General features: G+C 55.8%; 20 protein-coding genes and 1 riboswitch. Of the genes, 11 read left to right on the forward strand and 9 right to left on the reverse strand.

Annotation, left to right across the window (positions count from 1 at the left end):
• Window positions 1-171 precede the first annotated feature (171 nt).
• Together HY788_16760 and HY788_16765 are read right to left on the reverse strand one after the other, a co-directional pair.
• Window positions 172-729: a Fe-S-containing hydro-lyase gene (locus HY788_16760; GenBank protein ID MBI4775795.1), complete on the reverse strand. Its 558-nt coding sequence runs from the start codon at window positions 727-729 to the stop codon at window positions 172-174.
• A 68-nt stretch (window positions 730-797) separates the two neighbouring features.
• Window positions 798-1,637 carry a fumarate hydratase gene (locus HY788_16765; GenBank protein MBI4775796.1) on the reverse strand — a complete coding sequence of 280 codons (840 nt, stop codon included), beginning with the start codon at window positions 1,635-1,637 and terminating at the stop codon, window positions 798-800.
• Window positions 1,638-1,900: 263 nt separating this feature from the next.
• Between HY788_16765 and surE the strand changes: the two genes are divergently transcribed.
• Complete coding sequence (gene surE / locus HY788_16770; protein MBI4775797.1) at window positions 1,901-2,668, forward strand: 5'/3'-nucleotidase SurE; 768 nt, start codon at window positions 1,901-1,903, stop codon at window positions 2,666-2,668.
• A gap of 557 nt (window positions 2,669-3,225) precedes the next feature.
• Window positions 3,226-3,417, forward strand: coding sequence for a zinc ribbon domain-containing protein (locus HY788_16775; GenBank protein ID MBI4775798.1), 192 nt, complete (start codon window positions 3,226-3,228; stop codon window positions 3,415-3,417).
• Window positions 3,418-3,490: 73 nt separating this feature from the next.
• On the opposite strand, the gene HY788_16780 is transcribed toward HY788_16775, so the two are convergent.
• A complete protein-coding gene (locus tag HY788_16780) occupies window positions 3,491-3,703 on the reverse strand; it encodes a hypothetical protein (protein MBI4775799.1) in 213 nt (70 codons plus the stop codon).
• Between the two features lie 169 nt (window positions 3,704-3,872).
• Here HY788_16780 and HY788_16785 point away from each other — a divergent pair, with 169 nt between their 5' ends.
• Window positions 3,873-4,433: a GNAT family N-acetyltransferase gene (locus tag HY788_16785; protein ID MBI4775800.1), complete on the forward strand. Its 561-nt coding sequence runs from the start codon at window positions 3,873-3,875 to the stop codon at window positions 4,431-4,433.
• A gap of 11 nt (window positions 4,434-4,444) precedes the next feature.
• On the forward strand, window positions 4,445-5,086 hold the full coding sequence (locus HY788_16790; protein MBI4775801.1) for an N-acetyltransferase: 642 nt from the start codon (window positions 4,445-4,447) through the stop codon (window positions 5,084-5,086).
• A 124-nt stretch (window positions 5,087-5,210) separates the two neighbouring features.
• Here the strand turns inward: HY788_16790 and trpD are convergent, their stop codons facing one another.
• Together trpD and HY788_16800 are read right to left on the reverse strand one after the other, a co-directional pair.
• The gene (gene trpD, locus HY788_16795) at window positions 5,211-6,323 is read right to left on the reverse strand and encodes an anthranilate phosphoribosyltransferase (GenBank protein MBI4775802.1); all 1,113 of its coding nucleotides are present in this window, start codon (window positions 6,321-6,323) and stop codon (window positions 5,211-5,213) included.
• Window positions 6,324-6,361: 38 nt separating this feature from the next.
• A complete protein-coding gene (locus tag HY788_16800) occupies window positions 6,362-7,417 on the reverse strand; it encodes an alcohol dehydrogenase catalytic domain-containing protein (protein MBI4775803.1) in 1,056 nt (351 codons plus the stop codon).
• A gap of 123 nt (window positions 7,418-7,540) precedes the next feature.
• Window positions 7,541-7,724: riboswitch (cobalamin riboswitch) on the reverse strand.
• A 162-nt stretch (window positions 7,725-7,886) separates the two neighbouring features.
• On the opposite strand from HY788_16800, the gene HY788_16805 reads away from it, so the two are divergent.
• From HY788_16805 to HY788_16815, 3 genes are all read left to right on the forward strand, one after another.
• Window positions 7,887-8,828 carry a methyltransferase domain-containing protein gene (locus tag HY788_16805; protein MBI4775804.1) on the forward strand — a complete coding sequence of 314 codons (942 nt, stop codon included), beginning with the start codon at window positions 7,887-7,889 and terminating at the stop codon, window positions 8,826-8,828.
• 1 nt (window position 8,829) lies between these two features.
• On the forward strand, window positions 8,830-9,783 hold the full coding sequence (locus tag HY788_16810; protein MBI4775805.1) for a membrane dipeptidase: 954 nt from the start codon (window positions 8,830-8,832) through the stop codon (window positions 9,781-9,783).
• Between the two features lie 322 nt (window positions 9,784-10,105).
• Window positions 10,106-10,576 (forward strand): PilZ domain-containing protein, encoded by a 471-nt coding sequence (locus tag HY788_16815; GenBank protein ID MBI4775806.1) that lies wholly within the window; start codon window positions 10,106-10,108, stop codon window positions 10,574-10,576.
• 210 nt (window positions 10,577-10,786) lie between these two features.
• On the opposite strand, the gene HY788_16820 is transcribed toward HY788_16815, so the two are convergent.
• From HY788_16820 to HY788_16835, 4 genes are all read right to left on the reverse strand, one after another.
• Complete coding sequence (locus tag HY788_16820) at window positions 10,787-11,590, reverse strand: glutaminyl-peptide cyclotransferase (GenBank protein MBI4775807.1); 804 nt, start codon at window positions 11,588-11,590, stop codon at window positions 10,787-10,789.
• A gap of 381 nt (window positions 11,591-11,971) precedes the next feature.
• Window positions 11,972-12,127, reverse strand: coding sequence for a hypothetical protein (locus HY788_16825; protein ID MBI4775808.1), 156 nt, complete (start codon window positions 12,125-12,127; stop codon window positions 11,972-11,974).
• A 20-nt stretch (window positions 12,128-12,147) separates the two neighbouring features.
• On the reverse strand, window positions 12,148-14,178 hold the full coding sequence (locus HY788_16830; protein MBI4775809.1) for a B12-binding domain-containing radical SAM protein: 2,031 nt from the start codon (window positions 14,176-14,178) through the stop codon (window positions 12,148-12,150).
• A gap of 34 nt (window positions 14,179-14,212) precedes the next feature.
• Complete coding sequence (locus HY788_16835; protein ID MBI4775810.1) at window positions 14,213-15,115, reverse strand: ADP-ribosylglycohydrolase family protein; 903 nt, start codon at window positions 15,113-15,115, stop codon at window positions 14,213-14,215.
• Window positions 15,116-15,689: 574 nt separating this feature from the next.
• Between HY788_16835 and HY788_16840 the strand changes: the two genes are divergently transcribed.
• From HY788_16840 to HY788_16855, 4 genes are all read left to right on the forward strand, one after another.
• Window positions 15,690-16,793 carry an inositol-3-phosphate synthase gene (locus HY788_16840; GenBank protein ID MBI4775811.1) on the forward strand — a complete coding sequence of 368 codons (1,104 nt, stop codon included), beginning with the start codon at window positions 15,690-15,692 and terminating at the stop codon, window positions 16,791-16,793.
• A gap of 176 nt (window positions 16,794-16,969) precedes the next feature.
• Window positions 16,970-17,551, forward strand: a complete 582-nt coding sequence (locus HY788_16845) for a TetR/AcrR family transcriptional regulator (GenBank protein ID MBI4775812.1) — start codon at window positions 16,970-16,972, stop codon at window positions 17,549-17,551.
• A 349-nt stretch (window positions 17,552-17,900) separates the two neighbouring features.
• Window positions 17,901-20,027 carry an SDR family NAD(P)-dependent oxidoreductase gene (locus HY788_16850; protein ID MBI4775813.1) on the forward strand — a complete coding sequence of 709 codons (2,127 nt, stop codon included), beginning with the start codon at window positions 17,901-17,903 and terminating at the stop codon, window positions 20,025-20,027.
• Between the two features lie 21 nt (window positions 20,028-20,048).
• Window positions 20,049-22,787, forward strand: coding sequence for an SDR family NAD(P)-dependent oxidoreductase (locus HY788_16855; protein ID MBI4775814.1), 2,739 nt, complete (start codon window positions 20,049-20,051; stop codon window positions 22,785-22,787).
• The last annotated feature ends 43 nt before the right edge of the window (window positions 22,788-22,830 follow it).

Raw genomic sequence — 22,830 nt, forward strand, 5'->3', positions numbered from 1 at the left:
CGGCACATAATTGAATATCGTGCCGCCCAGCAATATCGTGGATACGAACAACATGTGTATCCACACAAACGACGCCAAAAAAAGGCCGCTCGCCGACGCCAGCAAATCCACATATACATCGGCGCGATTCGACCTTCCCAATCTCTTATCGAGTACCAAGAGGGCCTCCCTTTATGTCCTTTGATATTGTTTCACACCTTCCATATAGAGATCGTTTCCCTTCACATCGTTAACCACAATGGCCGGGAAATCCTTGACCACAAATCTCCACACGGCTTCGGGTCCCAGCTCCGGGTAGGCCACGATTTTCGCCTCGAGAATACTCTGAGACATGAGGGCTCCCGCCCCCCCAACCGCTGCAAGGTAAACGGCGCTGTGTTTCTTCATGGCCTCGATCACTTCCTTAGAACGCTTTCCCTTGCCGATCATGGCCCTGAGCCCGTTGGCTATGAGCGTGGGAGCGTAAGGGTCCATTCGATAGCTGGTGGTCGGACCCGCTGCGCCAATGGCCCTTCCGGGAAGCGCCGGAGAAGGACCCACATAGTAGATCACCTGGCCTTCCAGCATGATCGGCAACTCCTCTCCTTTTTGGATCAAGTCATACAGGCGTTTGTGCGCGGCGTCCCGCGCCGTATAGATAACCCCGCTCAGCAGTACTTTGTCGCCGATGTTCAGGCGAATCACGTCTTCCTTGGCCAAAGGGGGAGTCATTCGAATCATCTGCGTCATGATCGTATCCTTCTCCTAAAAGGATGTTGTCTTCCGTGTGATTGTGGATCGCGGCTGCCCGAGTCTTCCTACAGGATGGACTCCTTGTGCCTGGCGGCGTGGCATTGCACATTGATCGCCACAGGTAGGCTCGCGATATGACAGGGCAGCATTCGGATATGTAACGCCAGACTCGTCGTTCGTCCTCCCAGTCCCTGCGGACCGATGCCCAGCTTGTTGATTTCAACAAGCCATTCCCTTTCGAGCGTGTCCAATTCCGGGTCCGGGTTGGTGGAACCAACAGGCCGCAGAAGCGCTTTTTTCGCCTGGAGCGCCGACTGCTCGAACGTTCCCCCTATTCCCACGCCGATAATCGTCGGTGGACATGGATTGGGTCCCGCATCTCTCACGGTTTCGAGTATCTTGTCCAATACCCCCGCTTTTCCCGAAGAAGGAGGCAGCATGAATAACCGACTCATATTCTCGCTTCCGCCGCCTTTAGGTACCGCGATGATCTTGAGCCGGTCCCCCGGAACCGGATCCACGTACACCACCGCGGGCGTATTGTCTCCGGTGTTGGCTCGCGTAAAAGGATGGCACACGGATTTCCTGAGATACCCTTCCTTGTACCCTTGCCGGACTCCTTCGTTCACCGCTTCGATCAGGTTGCCCCCGACGATCCGAACGTCCTGTCCCATCTCGAGAAAAACAACAGCCAGTCCGGTATCCTGGCAGATGGGAACACCGGTTTCCCTGGAAAGATTGGCATTTTCGATAAGCTGTCCGAGGATCTCCTTCCCAACAGGGGACTCTTCCGTTTCCGTGGAACGCTGGAACACGGCCATCATGTCGTCGCCGAGTCGGGTGTTGGCTTCCATGAACAGGCGCTTTACAGTGGAAATGATCTCGTCACAAAAAATCTCTCGCATGATAGTACCCTCTCATAAGAAATGATCTGTTTGTAGGAGAATCGGGATTCGTTTGTCAATGATATTGTCCCTGCCTCAACGCCTCCGGTCTTTCGGAGGAACATAGGCAGACTCCGCCGGATCACACCTGAAGCATTTGACAAATCCTCCCCCCTTTCTTAGCTTAACCTGGGCGCGACGCTGTTCAAGGATCGCAGCTGATCGCACCGACGAGGCGGACAGACCACGCGCCGAAAGTTCGGCATTTCCAACGAGAGGCCACCATGCACATTCTTCTTACCAACGATGACGGGATCCATGCGCCCGGCCTATTGGCTCTGGTGGAGGGTCTGAGGGGAGAGCACGAGCTCTCGGTCATTGCTCCGGAGCAGGAACAGAGCGCCGTTGGCCACGCCATCACACTGCTTCAGCCCATCCGGGTCAAATCAATATCGCTCTGCAGCGGGATCCGAGGGCTGGCGGTAACGGGAACACCGGCGGACTGCGTCAAAATAGGCGTGGCGGAAGTGCTGTCCGCACCACCCGACCTGATCATCAGCGGAATAAACCTAGGCGCGAACGTGGGCATCGACGCTTTATACTCAGGCACGGTTTCCGCAGCCACCGAAGGCGCCATCCTGGGCGTTCCTTCCATGGCCGTTTCATTGGATACGTTTTCAGATCCCGACTTTGAGCCGGCGGTTGCCTTTATCAAAGGGTTTGTTCACCAGATATCCGAAAGACCATTCCCTCCCTCGACGGCTCTCAACATCAACGTCCCGGCTATCCCGCTTTCCCGGATTGGAGGCGTCACCGCAACCCGGCACGGGAGTTCCAGGTGCAGCGAGCGGTTCGACCGGAGAGTGGATCCTCGCGGTAATGTGTACTACTGGCAAGCAGGCGGCTCGCCTGTCCTTGACGAGAACGGTGGATCGGACCGTGAGGCGTTGGACCAGGGGAAAATCTCGATCACGCCCATACAATATGATCTCACGAACTATCCGGTTCTGGAGGAATTGAAGCGGTGGAAAATTCACGTGGGAACAATGTGAAATTATTCCCCATGATCGAGGAATATTGAACCCATGGTCCAAAGACCGCACCCCGAGATCACCCTCTCCTCGTGCGGTCCCGAAAATGAACTGATGCTGGAACCGGCGACTCCACGCCGGGCGGACGGATTTGGCCAAGGAGCAACAAGAGGATATGTGACTAAGTTAACATACTGCTGTTATTACTATTTTACCTTTACCTCCGAATCTTTTCCCCCTGCTGCTTCGCCGCGCAGAAGAACGTACCGTCGCCTCAGGACCTACCTATAGGTCATGTAGCTAAGAAAGCCCCTCCGCAGATGTGTGAATGCATGCCGTAATGGATTCGAAGGCCGGGACTTCATTTCGGTTTTGTTGTCGAGCATTTTCTTGGAAAGATCTGTTGAAGTTTCTCTTTTTATACATTTCATCAGGTAGTTAAGCCGAGGACAGAGGCGTCGAAACAAAAGGCGCCGCGATTCCATCAACGATTTCGCATGCAAACCCAGTCTATGGCACGCCAGTTGCTTATAACTTTGCCAACGCCTAACTGAACTCTGTTGAGGAAAGGAGTTTCGATGCCGATCTACGAATACGCATGTATGAATTGCAGTCTCAGTGAAAGCAGAATAGCCGGTCTGGACGACCACACCGTCAAATGTACTTCCTGTGGCCACGATATGGAACGGCTCACAGACGGTGAGGATCTTTTCAGAGCGTACTGGGAAAACAGCGAACGCACCCCGGACAGGAATATCAGTTCCAGTTGATAGACGCCGGACCTCCACCGGACAGAACCGTCTGCGCCGGCGGATTTCGGCTTGAGGCCGCCGGTTTCAGGCTTCAGCCCCTGATGACGGAACCGTAGTGGATACCTATTCCGGTCACTTCATCGATCCGGTAGGGGACGTCATTTCTATTCCTGAACTCCATCCCGTTCTTTTCGATCAACCCGAGAACTCGTATCCGATGTCTTGTTTCCCTCCACGGCTCCCGGCGTTTATCCGCCGCATCGGAGAAGGCGAAACACCTCTTTTCGTCCGCCGATTCGGACACGGGGATATCTCATGTCCGATTTTCGGCAATCCCTTGATCGGCGTCCGTGCGCGCAACGGCCAATGGGGAAAGTTTCCCCATTGGCCGTTTCATTCCGGTTCGACCTTCATACCGTTGACATCCTATCCCGCCTGGGATAGCATTCAACCATTTGGAGGAACAACGCCTTATGCAACTTCGATATCCAAAAGAGCTTGTGCTGAAGGATGGTACGGACGCGATCCTGAAACCCCTCGAGGCAGGGGACGGGGATGCATTGCTCCGCTTCTACTCACAGATTCCACTCGAGGACCGGTGGTTCATGAAAGAAGACGGTGCGGATCCCGTTGTGATTCGGAAATGGGTCATGGACCTGGATATCGAACGGGTATTCTCCATTCTGGCCTGGGTGAACAGCCGGGTCGTAGCCCACGCGACTTTGGTGCGCCACGTCTTCGGAGGTCTGAAGCACGTTGGCCATTTACGAATTATGGTGGCTCCCGAAGTGCGGAGAAAACGGCTCGGCACCTGGATGTTGTTGGATTTGATCCGAAGGGCCATGGATGCAGGCATCGAACGGCTTCGATCCGATTTTGTCGTGGGCTTGGAGGACTCTGCCATTGACGCGGCCTACAAACTGGATTTCACGAAGGAGTGCGTCTTGAGAAATTTTGTTCAGGATCAGGACGGCCGTTATCACGACTACCAGATCATGGTGAAGCATCTCCACACCGAATGGAGTGACTTTTAGAACCTTTTCTTATGCCGGAGTTCCCCTCGAAGAGCGCCGTTTGGAACGTTCCGCAGGGACAGCTGATCGTTCGGTCCTTTTGCGGATCCGAAGAAATAGCGGCCCTGCGCTTTCCCGATAGTTTCAAGAAATTCGCAAGCTACCAACCCATCATCTCGAGCCTGAAAAGGCTCGTCGGAGCCGCCGCCAAACCCGGCGCCAACGTGGTCATCGTGCACGAGCCCGGAAACGATATCGTTGGCGTGGGCGTCATGGAGCCCCCTCCGTCCGGGGAACGCTGGCATCGCGTCGGAGACGATGTGATGCTGGAAGTGTCGGTCATCGAGGTGAGTCGGGAATGGCGATCCGGCGGCGTTGCAAGGAAACTTCTTTCTCTCCTGATGGATCATCCCAACATCGAAGATCGCATTGTTTACATGGTGGGTTATTCCTGGACCTGGGATCTGGATGGCGTTGGCAAAACCGCCATGGAATACCGCAACATACTCATGAACCTGTTCGCCCGGTTTCAGTTCAAACCTTATCCCACCAACGAACCCAATGTATGCCTCCGACCTGAAAACCTCTTCATGGCCCGTATTGGAGCGCGCGTTTCCCCGGAAGTTCAACGGAAGTTCAAATGGGTCCGCTTTAACCTGGATTTGCATACCTGACGGCAGGGCGGTTCCAGACTCTGCAATGCGCCCTGACACCGAAATCGAGATAGGAAGCGCACTCAGACCCCGCACAGCGGAAAATGGTCCCATTGTCACCCTGCGATGACGCCGAGTTTGGACCCTAATTCGCCTCCCGTACCATCATTTCCAAGCGCTCCAGCCCTTTTTCGGGGAAGCGGTTCTGAGTCGAAACAAGTCCTCTCAGGGCTTCCAGGGCGCTGCCGTCCGCCATGGCCTCGCGGGCGCGGTCGGTGGCTGATTTCAAATCCGGGGACCGATCCATAAGCCAGAGCGCAACAGCCGCGTTGACGGCGTAAAAATCCGCCAAAGGAGTGTCCGCTTTTCCGCTCAGCACGCCAAGCGCCGCCACCGCATTATCCCGTGCGCTTTCCCGAGTCGCTATAGTCTCGTACCGGCTTGGTTTCACACCGAAATCTTCCGGGCGCAGCGTGTATTCGTTCACAGTTCCCCCCTTGAGTTCGACACAGTGCGTTTTTCCGCACACGGAAATTTCATCGATACCGAGCTCTTCGGGATGTTCATCACTTTGGCCGTAATAGGCCAGGGCCCGTTCCATTCCGATTTCTTTGCATATAGCGATCATCTCGGAGGCCAGCGCTTTGGAATATACGCCCAATAATAGCGTGTCCGTGGCCTTGCACGGCATGGTCAGAGGACCGATCACATTGAAGGGGGAAGTGAACCGCATGCTCTGGATCAGCCGAGCCCAGCCGGATTTGAGGAAAGCCTCGCCCGGCAGATAGCATACGCGGTTCTTCTCGAGGGAGGACCGGGCCAACTCGAGGGGACTACCGAGGTCTACTCCCAACTCCTGGTAAATGTCCGAAGCACCCGAGACACCGGTGACTCGCTGAGCGCCTTTTTTGGCGACGTATATGCCGCAGGCCGAGACAACCGGGGCCACCGGGCTGGATACGTTAACCGTTTTGAGCGCATCCGAACCGGTGCCCACAATGTCACAGGCCGGTTCCGGAATATTCGGTTGAATGACTTGCGTGTCGTACAGATTCACCGCTTCCCACGCGCCGGCGATTTCTTCCACCGTCGCGCCCTTGGCCATGTGGGCCGCCAGGAAAGCTCCCTGCTGAAGTTCAGGCTGCAGATTGAGCAAGATCTGCCGGTAGCATTCACGGCTCAACGATCGCGACAGGTGTTTTCCTTGAACTAGGTCCCCAATGATTTTGCCGAATTCTCTCAATGATTGCTCGTTCATATGAACCCTCCAATCCTCCGGGATAGCCCGGGAATGATTCAGTCACCTAGATCCGTGTCATGCGATCCCCCGTGTGTCAGGATCACCTTCAAGGATCTTTTCTCTTCCATGAGTTGGAAACCGAGTTCCATCTCTTTCAGCGATACGCTGTGGGTAAGCAGATCGCTTACGTCTATGCTTCCTTCGGCGAGCAGGGTCAGTGCTTCGTGGAAGTGCATCGGCGAGCAGCCGTAGACTCCGGCCACAAGCCACTCTTGGTAGTGGATCCGATCATGCTCGGGAAGGTGGAAAGAGCCCCTGGATCCTAAGCCGGAAAAGAACGCAATGCGTCCTCCCCGATCGAGTAGAGAAAAACCCCATTCTAACGCCACAGGATCCGAGCATGCCGGAATCACCGCATCGGCTCCGCCGCCTAATCTGTTTCGTACCTCGTCCATCCAACCCTCGGAATTCGGGTCGGCGACGATGGCGCTCTTCGGGTCATCGGCCCGCTTCGGATCCGTATCGACAAGGACGACCCTGGTGGCCCCTTTTGCCCTGGCCAGCCTTTCATGTAATCTTCCCAAAACGCCTGCGCCAAAAACGAGCACCCGGTCTCCCGGTCCCACGCCAATTTTGGACTGGGCGTTCAGGCAACAAGCCAGCGGCTCGCCCAACGTGGCGACCGCGCTTGTTAGCCTTTCGGGCAGCCGCCGCACGCCGCCAACGGAAAGCGTGTTTTCCGGCACGGCCACCAACTCTCCAAATCCGCCGTCTCTGTGAAAGCCCATGACCTGAATGTTCGAGCATAAATGCGGCTGCCGACGCAAGCAGGCCGGACAGCTGCAGCAAGGGATGCCGGGCCAAAGGGCCACTCGCTCAGCCGGCTCCTTGGGCCAAAGGTCCGTCCCGGATTCGACCACAAATCCTGACAATTCGTGCCCCAACACTCTTGGCGGACGAAGATCCTTATGTCCCACCCGCCACATTTTCAAATCAGAGGCGCAGAAGCCGGCGTGCGTGACCCGAACCAATAGACCTCCAGGCGGGCACTCCGGATCGGGAAGTTCCTTCATCTGAATTCGCCCCGGTTTTTCAAGCACTGCGGCACGCATCAGATCCCCCTGAAAGTTGGTTGGAGAACGGGAATCGCATTCCGCGGGAACGCACTCCCGACAAACAAACAAAAATCCCCTATTCCCAGTGCGAGGAATAGGGGATACTCTTGCCTCAAGTGACCCCATGTCGTCGATCCATGCGTCTTCTGGCTTCCGGTTCAGCCTCCTCCCACCCTTCCCACCCCGCTTGCATACAGGGCAGTGGCTCTGTGGGAATCGTCACCGGTTACAGCGGCGGGACCGCCACGGAGTTGCACCGTGTTCCGATTCATGGATCGAATCTGCACTATTCTATACGCGTGAATCCACGCTCCGTCAAGTCCTGAACGCCGTATGTTTTCCCGGAGCTTCAACCTGAACGCTTTCCCTGTTGAATGCGCCGACAATCGGAGGTATGGTCGTAGAGAGTGGCGGAAAATTCGAGCCGGCGGGCACGCGCCGCACCCAAAAGGAACGAAAAGATCGTATGAAGCGTAAGGTCATTGATTTCATCGTTTGCCCGGCCTGCCTCCCAAACGAGATTCGTCTCGATTGCGGTGCGGTGGATGAAACCGATGGAGACATAGAAACGGGCGCATTGACGTGCCCGGCCTGTGGCGCGTCATATCCCATCATCCAAGGGGTAGCCCATCTGGTGTCCTCGAAGTCGCCCACGGTAAGATCGAATTCCTCGAAATACGAGAATCCGGAGGTGCTCTCCTCTTACCTGTGGAGTCACTTTTCGGACCTCCTGGGTGACGCCGATGCGCACACCGCTTACGGGGATTGGTCATCTCTCGTTGCGCCCGATTCGGGGACAGCCCTTGATACGGGTTGCGCAACCGGCCGATTCACCTTCGAACTCAGCCGAAAATGCGAGTTCGCGGTGGGAGTGGACTACTCGACGACCTTTGTCCGCTCGGCAAGAGCCCTGATGAAGAACAGGGCGGGCGAGTTCGATCTGATCGAAGAGGGGCTCATCCGACGTCAACGCGGATTCCTTCTCCCGGAAACATGGGATTCCAACAAAGTCGAGTTCTTGGTAGCCGACGCTCAAGCCCTTCCCTTCAAATCAAATCGCTTTTCCATCGTTACCTCCCTGAATCTGGTGGACAAACTCTCGAGGCCCCTGGCCCATCTGAAAGAAATCAATCGCGTTGCAGGAATTACGCAATCTCAGTTTCTGTTTTCAGACCCCTTTTCCTGGTCGCAGGATATCGCTGAAACGAAAGAGTGGCTCGGAGGACTCACCGAGGGCCCCTTCGCCGGATTCGGCATAGACAACATCTCCAACCTGGTGGAAGGTGGGCGGAAGATGCTGTTGCCTGCTTGGAATGTCGAAGGACGAGGGACCGTTTGGTGGAAAATCCGTAATCACCGAAACCACTTTGAACTGATTCGAAGTTGCTTTCTCAAGGCAACCCGCTGAATTGAACGAATTGAACCGATCCATACCGTGCGTAGACGGCCACGTTGACCTCGTGTATGATCTTATGCGACGATACCCGAGGACTCCGTTCCCGGATTGCGGGGACGGACACGTCACCCTGGACAAGTTGCAGGCGGCTCGGGTGGTCGCGTTTGTGACCGCCCTTTACTGTCCGGACATCCACAACGGGCCCGGGATCGCGAAGGCGTATCTCGAGGATCTGTTCCATTATGCGCGTACCTATCTCAATGGAGTGCAACGGATCCGCACCCGGAAGGATTTAGAGAACTCCTACTCGGGCGACGGTCCACCGGGGACGTTCTTTCTTTTGGAAAACGCCGACGCTCTGGTGGATTTCAGCATCGAGACATTGGCGGGGAACGGCGTCAAGGCGGTGGGTCTGACACATGCGGGATCAAACCGGCTCGGAGACGGCAACGCGGTTGCCGCACCCCGGGGTCTGAAGCCCGCGGGTAAGAGATTGCTGGAGGAACTGGGACGCAAAGGGTTTGCCCTGGATGTGGCTCATTTGTCCGAGCCGTGCTTCCTCGAGGCCGTGGACCTTTTCGAAGGACCGCTGTTATCCTCCCACACGGGGTTCCGTTTTTTCTGTGACTCGCCCCGGAACCTGACGGCGCAACAGACAAAGATCCTCCTCGAACGCGATGGAATGATCGGCATGAGCATAAATCCGGAAATGCTATCCAGGGACGCCCGGGCCGGAATCGAGGACGTTATCCGCCAAGTGGACTGGTTCGTCCAGCGCCACGGCGCGAGTCATCTGGGAATCGGAACGGATTTCGGAGGCTTTGACGTAATCAACCTGGGTCTCGAGGACATATCGAAGATTCCGGTTGTTGCAGAGCGGCTCTTCGGATTAGGCTACTCTCCGGACGCGGTGCGGGACATCATGGGCGTCAACTGGGTTCGTTTCTACTCCCGCCTTTTCGATTGAGTACAAAGTCCGAGGAACAGCCGATCGCTGTCGGGTTGTTCGGGATGGGATTTAGGTGGGTTTGAATAGATTCGCATATGCCCTTTTGAAGATTTAGGGCTTGCTTTCGCTCCTGTTCCTCTAATATATAAAGATGGGTGTCTTGCCCTGACAGCAGTCTGAGATTCGGGCGCAACGATTCGGAAGGGAAGCCGTTTTCCTGAAAAATCGATGCCTGGTCGGGCGAGAGCATCGTTAGAGTTCTTCTATCGCTGGTTTTACGCCATCCACGGGAGAAGAGTACAAAGGGACGAACTTCAGCCACAGGAGTTCCTTCGAAGACATGGACGATACGATTCCTTACCCAGAATACCGTTCGAAATGCCCTACGTGCGGGTCCGAGGTCGTCATCCGCGAACGTCACGCGAAAAGCGGCACCATTGCAGTCAAATGCGAGGAATGCGGGGCAAGGTTTTCGTTTTCTATAGACCGAAGGTTTTGCGAACGGAAGAGATCTTTCCCCGGTGTCCGATTCGCAGCGGTTTCTTCTCGTCAGGGAACTCGCCCCTTTCAGGGCGAACTGCTGAACATCTCCTCCGGCGGTATCCGTGTGAGAACCAAAGATGCTCCTCCGAAATTGGGGGAAGGCCTCAATGTCGAGTTCAGACTCGCACCCAACGATGAGCTACTCCAGTTTGTCGGCAAAGTCGTCTGGATCGAGACGCTGCATACGTCGCTGCACGAATTCGGCGTCCGTTTTATCGAGCTGGATGAAACAGCCCAAATCGCTATCCGGGGTTACCTCGAAGACTGATCTTTTACGGATGCATTCTTTCCCAAAGATCTCGCCCCGAAAAACGCTTTTTTGTCCCTCAAAAGAGAGCGGATAGGGATTCCCTCATCGAAGCGATGCCCCCGAACGATTTGTCCAGGTTTTTCGATTCCAAACCAGGGTTGAAAGGATGTGGGACACCGAATGGTTGCTCGCCTCTTTTAGATTTACCGCGGGCGTACGGAGCTGTTCTCATTGTTTTTTACTGTTGACGCTCTTGACGGATGTTGGAGATGGGCCGGAATGGGCGGCGCGGGGGACCAGTTCGATCTCGAATAGCTCCGGCCAGAGCTTTCCCGTGACGTAGATTCTGCCTCCGTCAGGGTCATAGGCAATACCGTTGAGAACGTCCGCGCGGCGTTCGCCGCGAATCTCCCGTCTGAGACCGGACAGGTCCACCCAGCCGACAACAAGCCCACCTTCGGGTGAGATTATTGCAATCCAATCGCTTCCCCAAACGTTGGCGAACAACTCGCTCTCAACGGTTTCCAATTCGTTCAGGAGATCGACCGGCGCATTACCGTCCCGCACCCGCACTCGACGCACGACGGTGAACGTGGATGGATCGAGAAATCGAAGCTCTGAAGACCCATTGCTCATGATAAGGAACGATCCCCACTTAGTGATGCCCCATCCTTCACCTTCATATTTGAACTCACCCAGCACGTTCAGATCATTTCTGTCATACATCAGGGCCCTCCCTGCCCTCCAGGTGAGTTGGATCAGAACGTTGCTCCACTCCGTGAGCCCTTCCCCGAACAACGTAGGGTCGAGCCGGACCGAAGCAACCACCTCGCCCGTTTGCAGCCGCACTTTGCGCACGGTCGAGGCGCCCCACAGACCCGTACTCTCATAGAGGTAACCGTCCGCAATCATAAGCCCTTGGGTGAACGCTTCGGGATCATGAGGATACCTGTTCACGATTCGATATCCGTACAGAGGTATCGTACCCTTCTCATCGGAACGGGTGACGGATGGAGTAGAGGGATTGTCGATCCGGCCGGAGGAATAGGCCCCGGAAGGCGGTTCCCCATAGAGGCTGCCGCTCGAAAGAAGGATGCCGAGAACAGCCGCCGGCAGCAGCGACGTCAGTCGCTTCGGCAAGTGGAGGCTCCTTTCCAGGACAGTCTCCCGTTAGAACGGAGACATTCCCGGTAAGATGGACTTGGCTTTAGTCGCACGAATGTACCGCGCAATGAAAACGCACAGTTGAATACCAAAGCCGAATGCATTTGAAGGCTGCGGTCCCTCAAGAAATCGGAAACACTCGTGCGAGCACCTTGTACGGAACGGGGTATACGTGTCCTCCGGCATAAGAAAATACCGGGAGATCTAGAAAGATCACCCGGCTGTTTCTGTTACTCAAAACGCTCCCAATCAGGCCGGGCCGTGGCAGGCAGGAGCATGACACGCGGGAGCATGACAAGCCGGAGCGTGGCACGCCGGAGCATGACACGACGGGGCGTGACACGACGGAGCGTGGCAGCCGGCCGCATAGGAAGCCTTGCTTTCCACTTTCTTCATCTTCAGCATAGGTTCACCTCCTTTCGCAGCTAGTATTCCGACGGTTCAGGCCGGAGCAAACTCATGCTCCCCAAGGCCTGAACAGCATCAACGCATTCACCGAAGAACTCCTTCGGACTCATCGCATTCCCATAGCGCGGATACAACTGCTCCGCGATGTGAGTAAGACTTTCTTCTCCACTGCACAGATTCAGAAAGTCTCTGCCGAAATCGTTGATTTCCGTCACTTCGAGCCGCTCGTCTTTCTGCTGAAAGACCAGAAGCGTGCGTTCCAAAGGGTATTGTTCAAAAAACTTTGAGGACCTCATGTCCCGGACGATTTCAGGAACCGGGTAGTCAAAGGTTTCCAGCAGGAATGCCTTTGAGCGCAACGGTTTAAATTCCCGTATCCGGTGCTGGTCTATGTGAAAGTTCGTTTCTACGGATTTGAGTTTCCCCACTTCCAGCCCGCAGGTTTCGTACCTGAGTACGTCCGAGAGATGGTTCCGAAAAGCATGTGGGCCCGATATCCGAAGATGTCCGACAAACGAGGAAAACCGCTCGTAACAGTCTCGAGCACTGCACGTGAGTTTTCCCTGCGGCGATTTCGCTCCGAGCCAGGCCAACCATTCGAGGAAAACATCAGACGGGGATTTGCCGATGTCAAGGGTCAGTAGAAAAAAAGTCTTCGGATACAGATTCACCATTAATGGGAAGTACTCCGTAATCAAAGCCAATTCGCTCAGACTTCGCCCCATGTTCGGAACATTGTAGAATGCGCTGTAGATCTCCCGGTCGGAATTGATCAGATCGTCATCGGATTCCAGTCGTCGGCCATCGTCAAATTCCAGGCCTAGAGCAAAATAGGTGTCCACTTCCCGCACCAAACGGTCGAGGTATGTACGGTGAAGATCCGTTCCCGGAAGTACGGTAGGCATCTGAAGAAGCGTGTTCACATTTCCCAGGATGCCGGTCCTCAGAGCCAGATTCAAGGTGTCGTCGACATCTTCCTCGCGCTCTTCGGGAAATCCGATCACATAGCTGAGGGTGGGAACGATTCCCCGGTCCGTGGTCTCGAGGACGCGTTGATACAAGATGCCCTCATCAATGTTCTTTCGAATAAAGGCGAGGGTGCGTTTGGATCCGGAATCGATGCCGTAACACATGGATTCGCATCCCGCTTCACGCATCAACTCGAGCAATTCCGCGTCCACACTGTCGAGCCTGGAGATGCAGTACCAGGGCAGATTATTCAACTTTTCCCGAATCATCGCCCGGCAAAAGTCCGTTACGAACGCCCTTGAAGCGGTAAACTGGTCATACGCCAGCAAGAAACACTCGGCGCCGAATTCCCTATGGAGGTATCCCATCTCCTGAATGAGGCGTTCCACGGAAAAGCGTCGCGTCTGCCTGCGCCACATGACGGACTCGGAGCAATAGACACAACGGTGGGGGCATCCCCGCCCGACCTCGAGGATGGCAATACTCCTCGGGAGTTCGCAGGCATCTCTGTATACGGAAAAGGACGGGAGACGATCATATCGAGGAAGAGGCAGCTCGTTCAGATCGGCGATTAACGGCCGATCTTCGGTGCGTAGAATCTCGCTGCCGTCCCGGAACGTAACCCCGGCCACGTCCTTTCTTCCTTTTTGCTCCTCGATGGCGGATATCCATTCCGGAAAGGTGACTTCTCCCTCCCCGCGTATGACCGAATCGATCCAAGGGTAACGTTCGAGCGTCTGAACATCGATGAAGGAGGCCGTATGTCCGCCCACGACAATATGAATCCGCTTATTCCTCGACTTGATACGCCGGGCAATTTGAATCACGGCAGGATAGGTGGTGCTTTGCGCCGAGAATCCTACGACGTCGGGATCGTCATTCAGGATCATGGATGCGCATCGGTCATAGATCTCTTTTCCCATACGAAGTTCGCCCACGCGTAGCTGTAGGACAAAGTCCGTCACATGCACCTTGTGTCGAGTCTCGTTCACCGAGGTAGCGAGGTTTATCAGCCCCAGCGGCGGTAGATTGTACAAGGACTCGAGATAAAAGGGAGGGAAAGCGAGCGAAATATTCATAAGCACCTCAAACGAACCGGGCTTTCCACAATTCCTAAACCTCATCCAGGAGGGATTCGATTTTCGCACCCTCTACAAGACCGCTGATCCATTCTTCGGGTATGCCTTCCGCTCCGAGCCAGGCGCCCAATACCATACCCTCGATCATGCCGCGGGCGGCGGAATCGCCTCCAGCCATCACGTTTTCGATCAGAGCATCCTTGAGATTACTTTCATACTTAGCGATCAGGTGGATAACGCTCGGGAAAGCTTGAGCCGTGTGGCAGCTCTGTCCGAAACGGCCGATTGCCGGCGCGCTTTCCCGGTTGACGGAGCCAAGTCCATCTGAAACCCATTCCGCGATCGGGGCATCCTTGAAAGGCTCGCCGGCGACCTCCCGAATGACCGACACCGGGGAACCGCCATCGAGCACCTTCCGGACCACCCTGGCAAAGAACTCCGCGCTGTCGATTACAAGGGGATTATTGTGCGTCATTCTGGTCTGAGCTCGGGCGGACTCGACGAGTCCCTCCGGATCGCTTCTCAAAGCATATACCAGTGGAGCTATGCGTCCCGCTCCTGCAAGATCGGTGGAAGAAGAGCCCGACGTCGCGGGGCCTGCCCCGGAATCGAAATTCATCATGGTTGCTTTTGTAGCCTTGTCCAAATACCCATTGTACTCTCTGAAAAGCGCACGCCAACGTTCGGAAAAATCGGAAAGATCAAATCGCTTCCGTGCAGCCAAGGACTCGAGAAGCACCATCGTTTGATCGCCGTAATGAGTAAAGGCGCCCCGCCGTTTCGTGGCATGGTAGGAATTCGGAACCGCATCAAGCAATCCTTCGATACGACCGAATTCGGCTTCAATCATCTGGGTGTCATAAATCCAATGCGCACCCAGGGCCAGCGAGTCGCCTGCGAACGAAGCTATCACCATAGCCTTTGCTTTATCTTGCATGATTCCGCCCTCGCTTCCAGCGCTACGGTTGGTCCGTCCGACACTTCGTGCTCATCGCCGGACCCGGCATTCTCAGAATATCAACCCTCTATAATAACGGCATAAGCCCCTGCGAATGCTTCAACAACTCAGGTAGATCCGCTTTACGTTATTATAATATCCACGCATGCCCCGCCGTTCAACCCATGCGCCCCCCCTATCTTGCAGCTATTTCATTTCCTGGTGAATACGCGGTCAGAAAAATGCCTCACATCCTCATTTCCTAACTGGTGTTTGAGGAGCGCTCTCTCCATGAGTGTCGAGATCCGGGGGGTCTTCTCGGGCAGCGTATCTCCGCCCTGCCGGCAGGAAATAGGTTCGGCATCCTTCTTGAAACCATCCCCGATCTCGTGCTCCGTTCCGCTTCCGAGCGTTGACATTGACGGGGTTGGACGCTATTTTGAAACATCGATTTAACACTTTTAACTCGAATAGAACGTCGCTGGACGGGACTGTACTGAGATTCCTCCATGAATTGGGTAGACGGCTGCGACAGTTTGAAAGCAGATTTCGATTTGAAGCGGCGGAGGTGCTCGTGTCCAAAATCAGGATCGCAATTGTCGGTGTCGGAAACTGCGCTAGCTCATTGATTCAAGGTATCGCTTATTACTCAAAAAAGCGGGGCGAAGATGCCGTAGGCCTCATGCACTGGGAGATCGGCGGCTACAGGCCATCGGACATTGAAGTGGTCGCGGCGTTCGATGTGGACCGCCGTAAGGTCGGCAAAGATGTTTCCGAAGCTATTTTTGAGCCGCCCAACTGTACTACGGTGTTTTGTTCCGATGTGCCGAAAACCGGCGCCATCGTACACATGGGTCGGATTCTAGACGGCTTTTCAGAGCACATGAAAGAGTACGATCCCAAATATACCTTTGTCCTGGCGGACGAACGGGAGCCAACGGAAACGGAAGTCGTCCGGATTTTAAAAGATTCGGGAGCCGAGATTCTGGCGAATTATCTCCCCGTCGGTTCAGAGGAAGCGACGAGGTTTTACGCCGGCTGCGCCCTGAACTCCAGCGTAGCCATGGTGAACAACATGCCCGTGTTCATTGCCAGCGATCCGGGCTGGGCCCGACGCTTCAGGGAAAAGAATATTCCCATCATCGGGGACGATATCAAAGCCCAGCTCGGAGCCACGATTACCCATCGTGCTCTGGCGAACCTGTTCGAGAAGAGGGGCGTAAAGCTCGAACGCACCTATCAGCTCAACACCGGCGGAAACACGGATTTCCTGAACATGCTCAACCATGTTCGTCTCGTATCCAAGAAGACATCGAAAACTGAAGCCGTACAGTCCGTCCTCAATCAACCCCTGGATCTCGAAAACATACACATCGGTCCGAGTGATTGGGTTGCCTGGCAGAAGGACAACAAAGTGTGCTTTCTACGGATGGAGGGAAAGCTGTTCGGCGACGTACCGATGAACTTGGAACTCAGGCTTTCGGTTGAAGATTCTCCCAATTCCGCCGGTGTCGCCATTGACGCCGTTCGCTGCTGCAAACTGGCCCTGGACCGAGGCACGGGCGGAGCGCTGATCTCTCCTTCAGCTTACTTCATGAAGCATCCCCCCAAACAGGTTCCTGACGACGAAGCCTATCGAAGGACGGAGGCGTTTATCGCCGGGAAACGCGAGCGATAGTCCCAAGAATCCTCCGGGAAGCAACCCCGAATGATCGGAATGACGCAGGCGACATTTTTGGTTGACAGATCCAGCGCACCATCTGATATATAGTTTCCAACAATTGATGGACACCAAAATCGGGAGACACCGTCACGGCCACACCCATGGAAAAAGCCCGAAAGGACCCCGAGTCCATGAAGGCCAAGATACTCTCGGAGGCGCGGCGCGTCTTTGGCCGCTACGGCTATCATGGCGCCACCACTCGGATCATCGCCCGGGCAGTCGGCATAGACGTGTCCACTCTCTATTACCACTGGGGTGAAAAAAGCGACCTCTACGAAGCAGTGATCGCCGATGTCACCGAGGACCTGCGCCAACAGCTCAGGACCGTCGAAAAAGCCATTCACGGCCGGCCTCTCCGCCAACGCATGGCCAAAGCCATCGAACTGATGACGGACTACCTTTTCGAGCACCCCGAGATCCCCAATCTAATTCTCTTCCGATACTTCAGTCAGACCCGTTTGGAAATGGAGTTGGACGCTCGCGTCCCCGAACTATTCGTAGACATTGCACGATCCATGGGCCTTGCAGACGCCCACGGGGTTGTTTCCGTTTCAACCAAAATGCGGGTGCTGGCCATGGCCATGGCCAACTGTAATTTCGTATCCGGTGAAGACTTCTTCCGATCCATGCTCGATCTGAATCGGGAGGAATACATCCCCCTGGTGAAGGAGACGCTAAAGTTCGTTCTGATTCCCGCGTTCGCGGGGCAATGAACCGGGCAGAGGCAAGGACGGGTCACGCTGACGACACTCCACCCGAGTCGGGCGCCCAAACGTCAACGAAGAGTGAAGAAGTGTGTTAAAGGCTTAAATTAGATTGGGTTAGCGAGCGTAACCCCACATACGTCGACGTTCCCCGGAAACCTGGTTCGGCTCCGTGACCGGCCGCCGGGGAGCGTACCAAGCGGGACGGGTTCAGCTCGAACGTCATGGGAGGTTAACCCGCCTCGAGCGGGTTTTCAAGAGCACCCCGTGAGCGGACATGAACATGGCACGGTTCCTGTCCGCCCTAATAGTTGAGCGTAGTTCAACCAACACTTCTAACCGTAAGGGAGGAACCGGGATGGCCCTGAATCTGGACGCCATCGGTGAAAAGATCGGCCCGATGAGCAAACAATACAACTGGAAGGACGTCGTCCTGTATGCTCTTGGAGTGGGGGCCGGTTTTGATGAGTTGGAATACGTTTACGAGGATCGCCTGAAAGTCATTCCAAGTTTTTCGATTGCCGGTATTTATGACTTTCTAGCTGAAGTGGGTATGAAATCCGGCGCCGACCTCACCGGAATTCTGCATGGCGAACAGGATATCCTCTTTCACAACCCCATTCCGGTGGAAGGAACCCTGACCACCGAAGGCGCCATAACGCACATGTATGACAAAGGGAAGGAGAAAGGCGCCCTGGTGGTAGCGGAAGCGGACACGTTCCACTCGGACGGTCGGAAACTGTTCACCAACATCTTCACCCTCTTCTGCAGAAAAGACGGCGGATTCGGGGGTGAACCGGGTTCAGAGGAACCCACGGACTTTCCGGACCGCCCGCCCGATTTCGAGGAGCCGGCGGAGCCCTCCCCGAACCAACCGCTCCTCTACCGCCTGTCCGGTGATATTTTCCAGCTCCATGTAGACCCCGACTTCGCCCGAGCCAGCGGATTCGAGAAACCCATCATGCACGGATTGTGTACCCACGGTTTTGCCTGCAGGGCTGTGATCAAACACCTTTTTTCCGGACAACCCGAACGGATGACCCGTTTCCGTGTCCGTTTCAGTCGCACGTTGTACCCGGACGTACCCATAAGAACCCGGATCTGGAAAATCAGCGACCAAAAGGCGCTGTTCAGAGTCGTGAATGCAGAGAACGGTGAAACCGTCATCGATCGGGGCATTGTGGAGTGGGCCGAAGCGGCGGAGATCGAGCGGCGGAAGAAGCTGGGAGGCATCAACTTCGAAGGTCAGGTGGCCGTTGTCACCGGGGCCGGCGCAGGCCTGGGAAGAATATACGCGTTGGAATTGGCCAAACGCGGCGCTAAGGTCGTGGTCAACGATATCGGAGGGGCCAGAGACGGATCCGGTTCGGATGCCGCCCCCGCGGACAAAGTAGTGGAGGAAATCCGGGCCATGGGCGGCGAGGCGGTGGCCAGCCACCACTCGGTCGCTACTCCCGAGGGCGGCCGGGCCGTGGTTGAAACGGCTGTAAACGCGTTTGGACGGATCGATGTGCTGATCAATAACGCGGGTATCCTGCGCGACAAGACACTGGTCAAGATGGAGCCGGAAAACTGGGGCGCGGTGATGGACGTGCATCTCAATGGGGCTTACAACGTGACCCGTCCGGCCTTCGTCCGCATGCGGGAAAACGGATACGGGCGCATCGTTTTTACCACCTCGGCGGCGGGCCTGTACGGGAACTTCGGGCAGACCAACTACTCCGCGGCAAAGATGGCGCTGGTCGGCTTCATGTACACCCTCAGGCTCGAAGGGGATAAATACAACGTCAAAGTGAATTCCGTGGCCCCCGTAGCGGCCACCAGGCTCACACAAGACGTGATGCCCCCGGACCTTTTTGAAAAGGCCAAACCGGAATATGTGGCTCCTCTGGTCCTGTACCTGTGTTCGAATCGATGCACGGTTTCCGGGGCCATTTACAATGCCGGTTTGGGATATTTTAACCGTGTGGCGTTGTCTACCGGTCCGGGAGCCGCCATGGGAGACGGTGAAAAAGTCCCGACTCCGGAGATGGTTGAAGGCGAGTGGGATCGCATCGTTTCGCTCAAGGACGCCCGCGAGTTTCCTAATGCCATGGCCGCATTCGAGCCCATGATTACTGCTTTTAGCGAAAAAGGGAAAACAGACACGGCGGAATCCGCAGGGAAGCTCACCGTGAAGAAGGTGTTCGAAAGCATGGCGGGCGCTTTTCGCCCGGATCGGGCCGCGGGAGTGGACGTGGTATTTCAGTTTTCCATTTCGGGTCCCGAGGGTGGAGAATGGCACGCCGTTGTCAAAGATCAGGCCTGCAAGGTCATCGAGGGCGTGCACCAGAGCCCCACGACCACCTTAAAGATGGCGGATGCGGACTTTGTCAAACTGATTGCGGGTCAGCTGAACGCAATGAATGCGTACACCACGGGAAAGCTCAAAATCAGCGGTGACCTCATGAAATCTCAACTGATCGAAAAGATCTTTAAATTCTGATCCGCAACGGGAGGAGAAACCATGATCGGCATCACATCCTACGGCGGGTATATTCCACGATTCAGGCTCGACCGAATGAGTATCGTACAAAACATGGGGTGGTTTGCTCCCGCCATCATTATGGTGGCGCAGGGCGAACGATCCTTCTGTAATTGGGATGAAGACGGTCTGAGCATGGCGGTCGCCGCCTCGAGGGATTGCCTCTCCGGAAAAGACAGGACCTCGGTAGACGGTGTTTTTCTGGCTTCGACCACCCTGCCCTTCGCGGATCGTCTCAACGCAGGCATCCTGAAAACGGCCTTGAACCTTAAGGACGAGGTTTCAGCCGCTGATTTCACCTCCACACTCAGGGCCGGCACAACGGCGCTGCTGGAGGCCATGTCGGCCGTCCGGAGCGGAGATAAAAGCCACGTTCTGGTGAGCGCTTCGGACATGCGCCAGACCAAAACAGCCTATTTTTATGAAATGTGGTTCGGGGACGGAGCTGCATCTCTTCTAGTGGGCGAAGGGGATGATGTCATCGCGGAATTTGTCGGCGGTCACACGGAGACAGTCGATTTTGTGGACCATTACCGGGGCGCAACCCATGCGTTCGATTACGTGTGGGAGGAGCGCTGGGTTCGGGATGAAGGCTATTCCAAGATCATTCCCAGAACCGTCGAGGGGTTGTGCAAGAAATTGTCCCTGTCCATGAGCGACGTGGACCGACTCGTATTCCCTTGTTTTTTCAAGGCCGAGCACGCAAAGATCGCCCGCTCGCTGGGCGTTCCGCCTGAAAAGGTCGTGGACAACCTCCACGAAGTCTGCGGAGACACCGGCGCGGCCCACCCTCTGATCATGCTGATCCGGGCCCTGGAAGAGGCCCGGCCGGGTGAACGCATTTTGGTGGCAGGGTTCGGGCAAGGTTGCGACGCGCTGCTGTTCGAAACAACCGGCGCCATCGAGGCTCTTCCCAAACGCTCCGGCATCAAGGGATCTCTAGCCCGCAAGCAAACCACGGACAACTACACGCGTTTTCTCAAATTCCGGGGACTGATTCAGACCGAGATGGGAATCCGGGCTGAAGCCCCCACTCAGACCGCCATGACCGTCACCTGGCGAAATCGCGACATGCTCCTGGGCCTCGTGGGAGGCAAGTGCAAAGAGTGTGGCACTCCCCAGTTCCCGAAAATGGATCTCTGCGTCAATCCTCATTGCCGGAGGCCTCACACTCAAGAACCCTACGGGTTCGCCGACGTAATCGCTCGCGTCAAGAGTTTCACCGGCGATCTTCTGGCCGTTTCCATCAATCCTCCGGCCATTTACGGAATGATCGAGTTCGAGGGAGGCGGTCGGTTTATGGCCGATTTCACGGACTGCGAACACTCGGACATACACGTGGGACAAAAGGTTTCCATGTCCTTCAGAAAACGCTATTCCGATCGGGAACGCGGCTTTACGGGCTATTTCTGGAAAGCCGTTCCCGTTCCCGGGGAGAAGCCGGCGCCCGGAGAAAGGAAAGGCATTCGCTTTGATGGACGCGTAGCCGTCGTCACCGGCGCGGGCTCGGGCCTCGGCCGGGTGTATGCCCTGGAAATGGCCGGGCGGGGCGCGAAAGTGGTGGTCAACGATCTCGGAGGGGCCCGGGACGGCACCGGCGCAGGTTCGGCGGCTGCGGACAAGGTCGTCGAGGAAATCGAGGCCCTGGGAGGAGAAGCCGTAGCCATTTACGACTCCGTGGCCACGCCCGAGGGCGGGCAAGCCATTGTGGACGCGGCCCTGAAAACCTTTGGGCGAGTCGATGTAGTCATCAACAATGCCGGCATCCTGAGGGACAAAACCCTCGTCAACACCGAGCCCGAAAACTGGAAAGCGGTTGTGGATGTGCACCTGCAGGGCGCTTACAACGTGACGCGACCCGCCTTCATCAACATGAGGGAAAACGGGTATGGACGCATCATCTTTACCTCGTCGGCTGCGGGTTTGTACGGGAATTTCGGTCAAAGCAACTACTCCGCCGCCAAGATGGGTCTGATCGGCTTCATGAACACGCTCAAACTCGAAGGCGATAAATACAACGTCAAAGTGAATACCGTGGCTCCGGTCGCCGCCACCCGGCTGTCGGAAGACGTGTTTCCGCCGGATATCTTCCGAAAAGCCAAACCCGAGTTTTTGGCCCCTCTTGTGCTGTATCTGTGCTCCGATCGCTGTAAAGATACCGGGATGATCTTCAATGCGGGAATGGGTTACGCCAATCGTGCGGCATTCGTTACCGGCCGCGGTGTGGCGCTGGGCGACGGCGTCCGTGTTCCCACGATCGAGGAGATCCATCAGCACTGGGACCAAATCAACGATCTTTCCGGAGCCGCCGAGTATCCGAATCTCACGGCCGCATTTGCTCCCATGCTGGAAGCGTTATCGGGTCCGCAGGACAAGAAGGAACCATCGCCGGCCCAACAGGAAATTACCGTGAAGGATGTTTTTCAACGAATGCCCGCCGCTTTCCGTGCCGAAATGGCCGGCGGCGTGGACGTGGTGTTTCAATACCGTATCGGAGGACCGGAGGGAGGAAACTGGCGCGTCGGAGTGAAAGACGGTCATTGCGTTGTTACGGAGGGACTGCACGAACGTCCCACCACTACGATAAAGATGGCGGATAAGGATTTTCTGCTGTTGATCTCCGGGCGTCTGAACGCCATGAGCGCGTTCACTTCAGGAAAGCTCAAGATCGAAGGCGATATTATGAAATCCCAGCTCATCGAAAAACTCTTCAAGTTCTAACTTCGAACGACCGGGACCCCTGAACAAAAGGAAGAGCCCCTGG

The sequence above is a fragment of the Deltaproteobacteria bacterium genome (assembly GCA_016208165.1).
GTDB lineage: Bacteria > Desulfobacterota > Desulfarculia > JACQYL01 > JACQYL01 > JACQYL01.

Excerpts from the sequence above, each read along its gene's own strand:
- HY788_16800 (MBI4775803.1), bottom strand. The coding sequence starts at position 7,417 with ATGCGTGCCGCAGTGCTTGAAAAACCGGGGCGAATTCAGATGAAGGAA.
- HY788_16835 (MBI4775810.1), bottom strand. The coding sequence starts at position 15,115 with ATGCAAGATAAAGCAAAGGCTATGGTGATAGCTTCGTTCGCAGGCGAC.
- HY788_16805 (MBI4775804.1), top strand. The coding sequence starts at position 7,887 with ATGAAGCGTAAGGTCATTGATTTCATCGTTTGCCCGGCCTGCCTCCCA.
- HY788_16790 (MBI4775801.1), top strand. The coding sequence starts at position 4,445 with ATGCCGGAGTTCCCCTCGAAGAGCGCCGTTTGGAACGTTCCGCAGGGA.
- HY788_16785 (MBI4775800.1), top strand. The coding sequence starts at position 3,873 with ATGCAACTTCGATATCCAAAAGAGCTTGTGCTGAAGGATGGTACGGAC.
- HY788_16855 (MBI4775814.1), top strand. The coding sequence starts at position 20,049 with ATGATCGGCATCACATCCTACGGCGGGTATATTCCACGATTCAGGCTC.
- HY788_16825 (MBI4775808.1), bottom strand. The coding sequence starts at position 12,127 with ATGCTGAAGATGAAGAAAGTGGAAAGCAAGGCTTCCTATGCGGCCGGC.
- trpD (MBI4775802.1), bottom strand. The coding sequence starts at position 6,323 with ATGAACGAGCAATCATTGAGAGAATTCGGCAAAATCATTGGGGACCTA.
- HY788_16815 (MBI4775806.1), top strand. The coding sequence starts at position 10,106 with ATGGACGATACGATTCCTTACCCAGAATACCGTTCGAAATGCCCTACG.
- surE (MBI4775797.1), top strand. The coding sequence starts at position 1,901 with ATGCACATTCTTCTTACCAACGATGACGGGATCCATGCGCCCGGCCTA.
- HY788_16830 (MBI4775809.1), bottom strand. The coding sequence starts at position 14,178 with ATGAATATTTCGCTCGCTTTCCCTCCCTTTTATCTCGAGTCCTTGTAC.
- HY788_16765 (MBI4775796.1), bottom strand. The coding sequence starts at position 1,637 with ATGCGAGAGATTTTTTGTGACGAGATCATTTCCACTGTAAAGCGCCTG.
- HY788_16760 (MBI4775795.1), bottom strand. The coding sequence starts at position 729 with ATGACGCAGATGATTCGAATGACTCCCCCTTTGGCCAAGGAAGACGTG.
- HY788_16850 (MBI4775813.1), top strand. The coding sequence starts at position 17,901 with ATGGCCCTGAATCTGGACGCCATCGGTGAAAAGATCGGCCCGATGAGC.
- HY788_16845 (MBI4775812.1), top strand. The coding sequence starts at position 16,970 with ATGAAGGCCAAGATACTCTCGGAGGCGCGGCGCGTCTTTGGCCGCTAC.
- HY788_16775 (MBI4775798.1), top strand. The coding sequence starts at position 3,226 with ATGCCGATCTACGAATACGCATGTATGAATTGCAGTCTCAGTGAAAGC.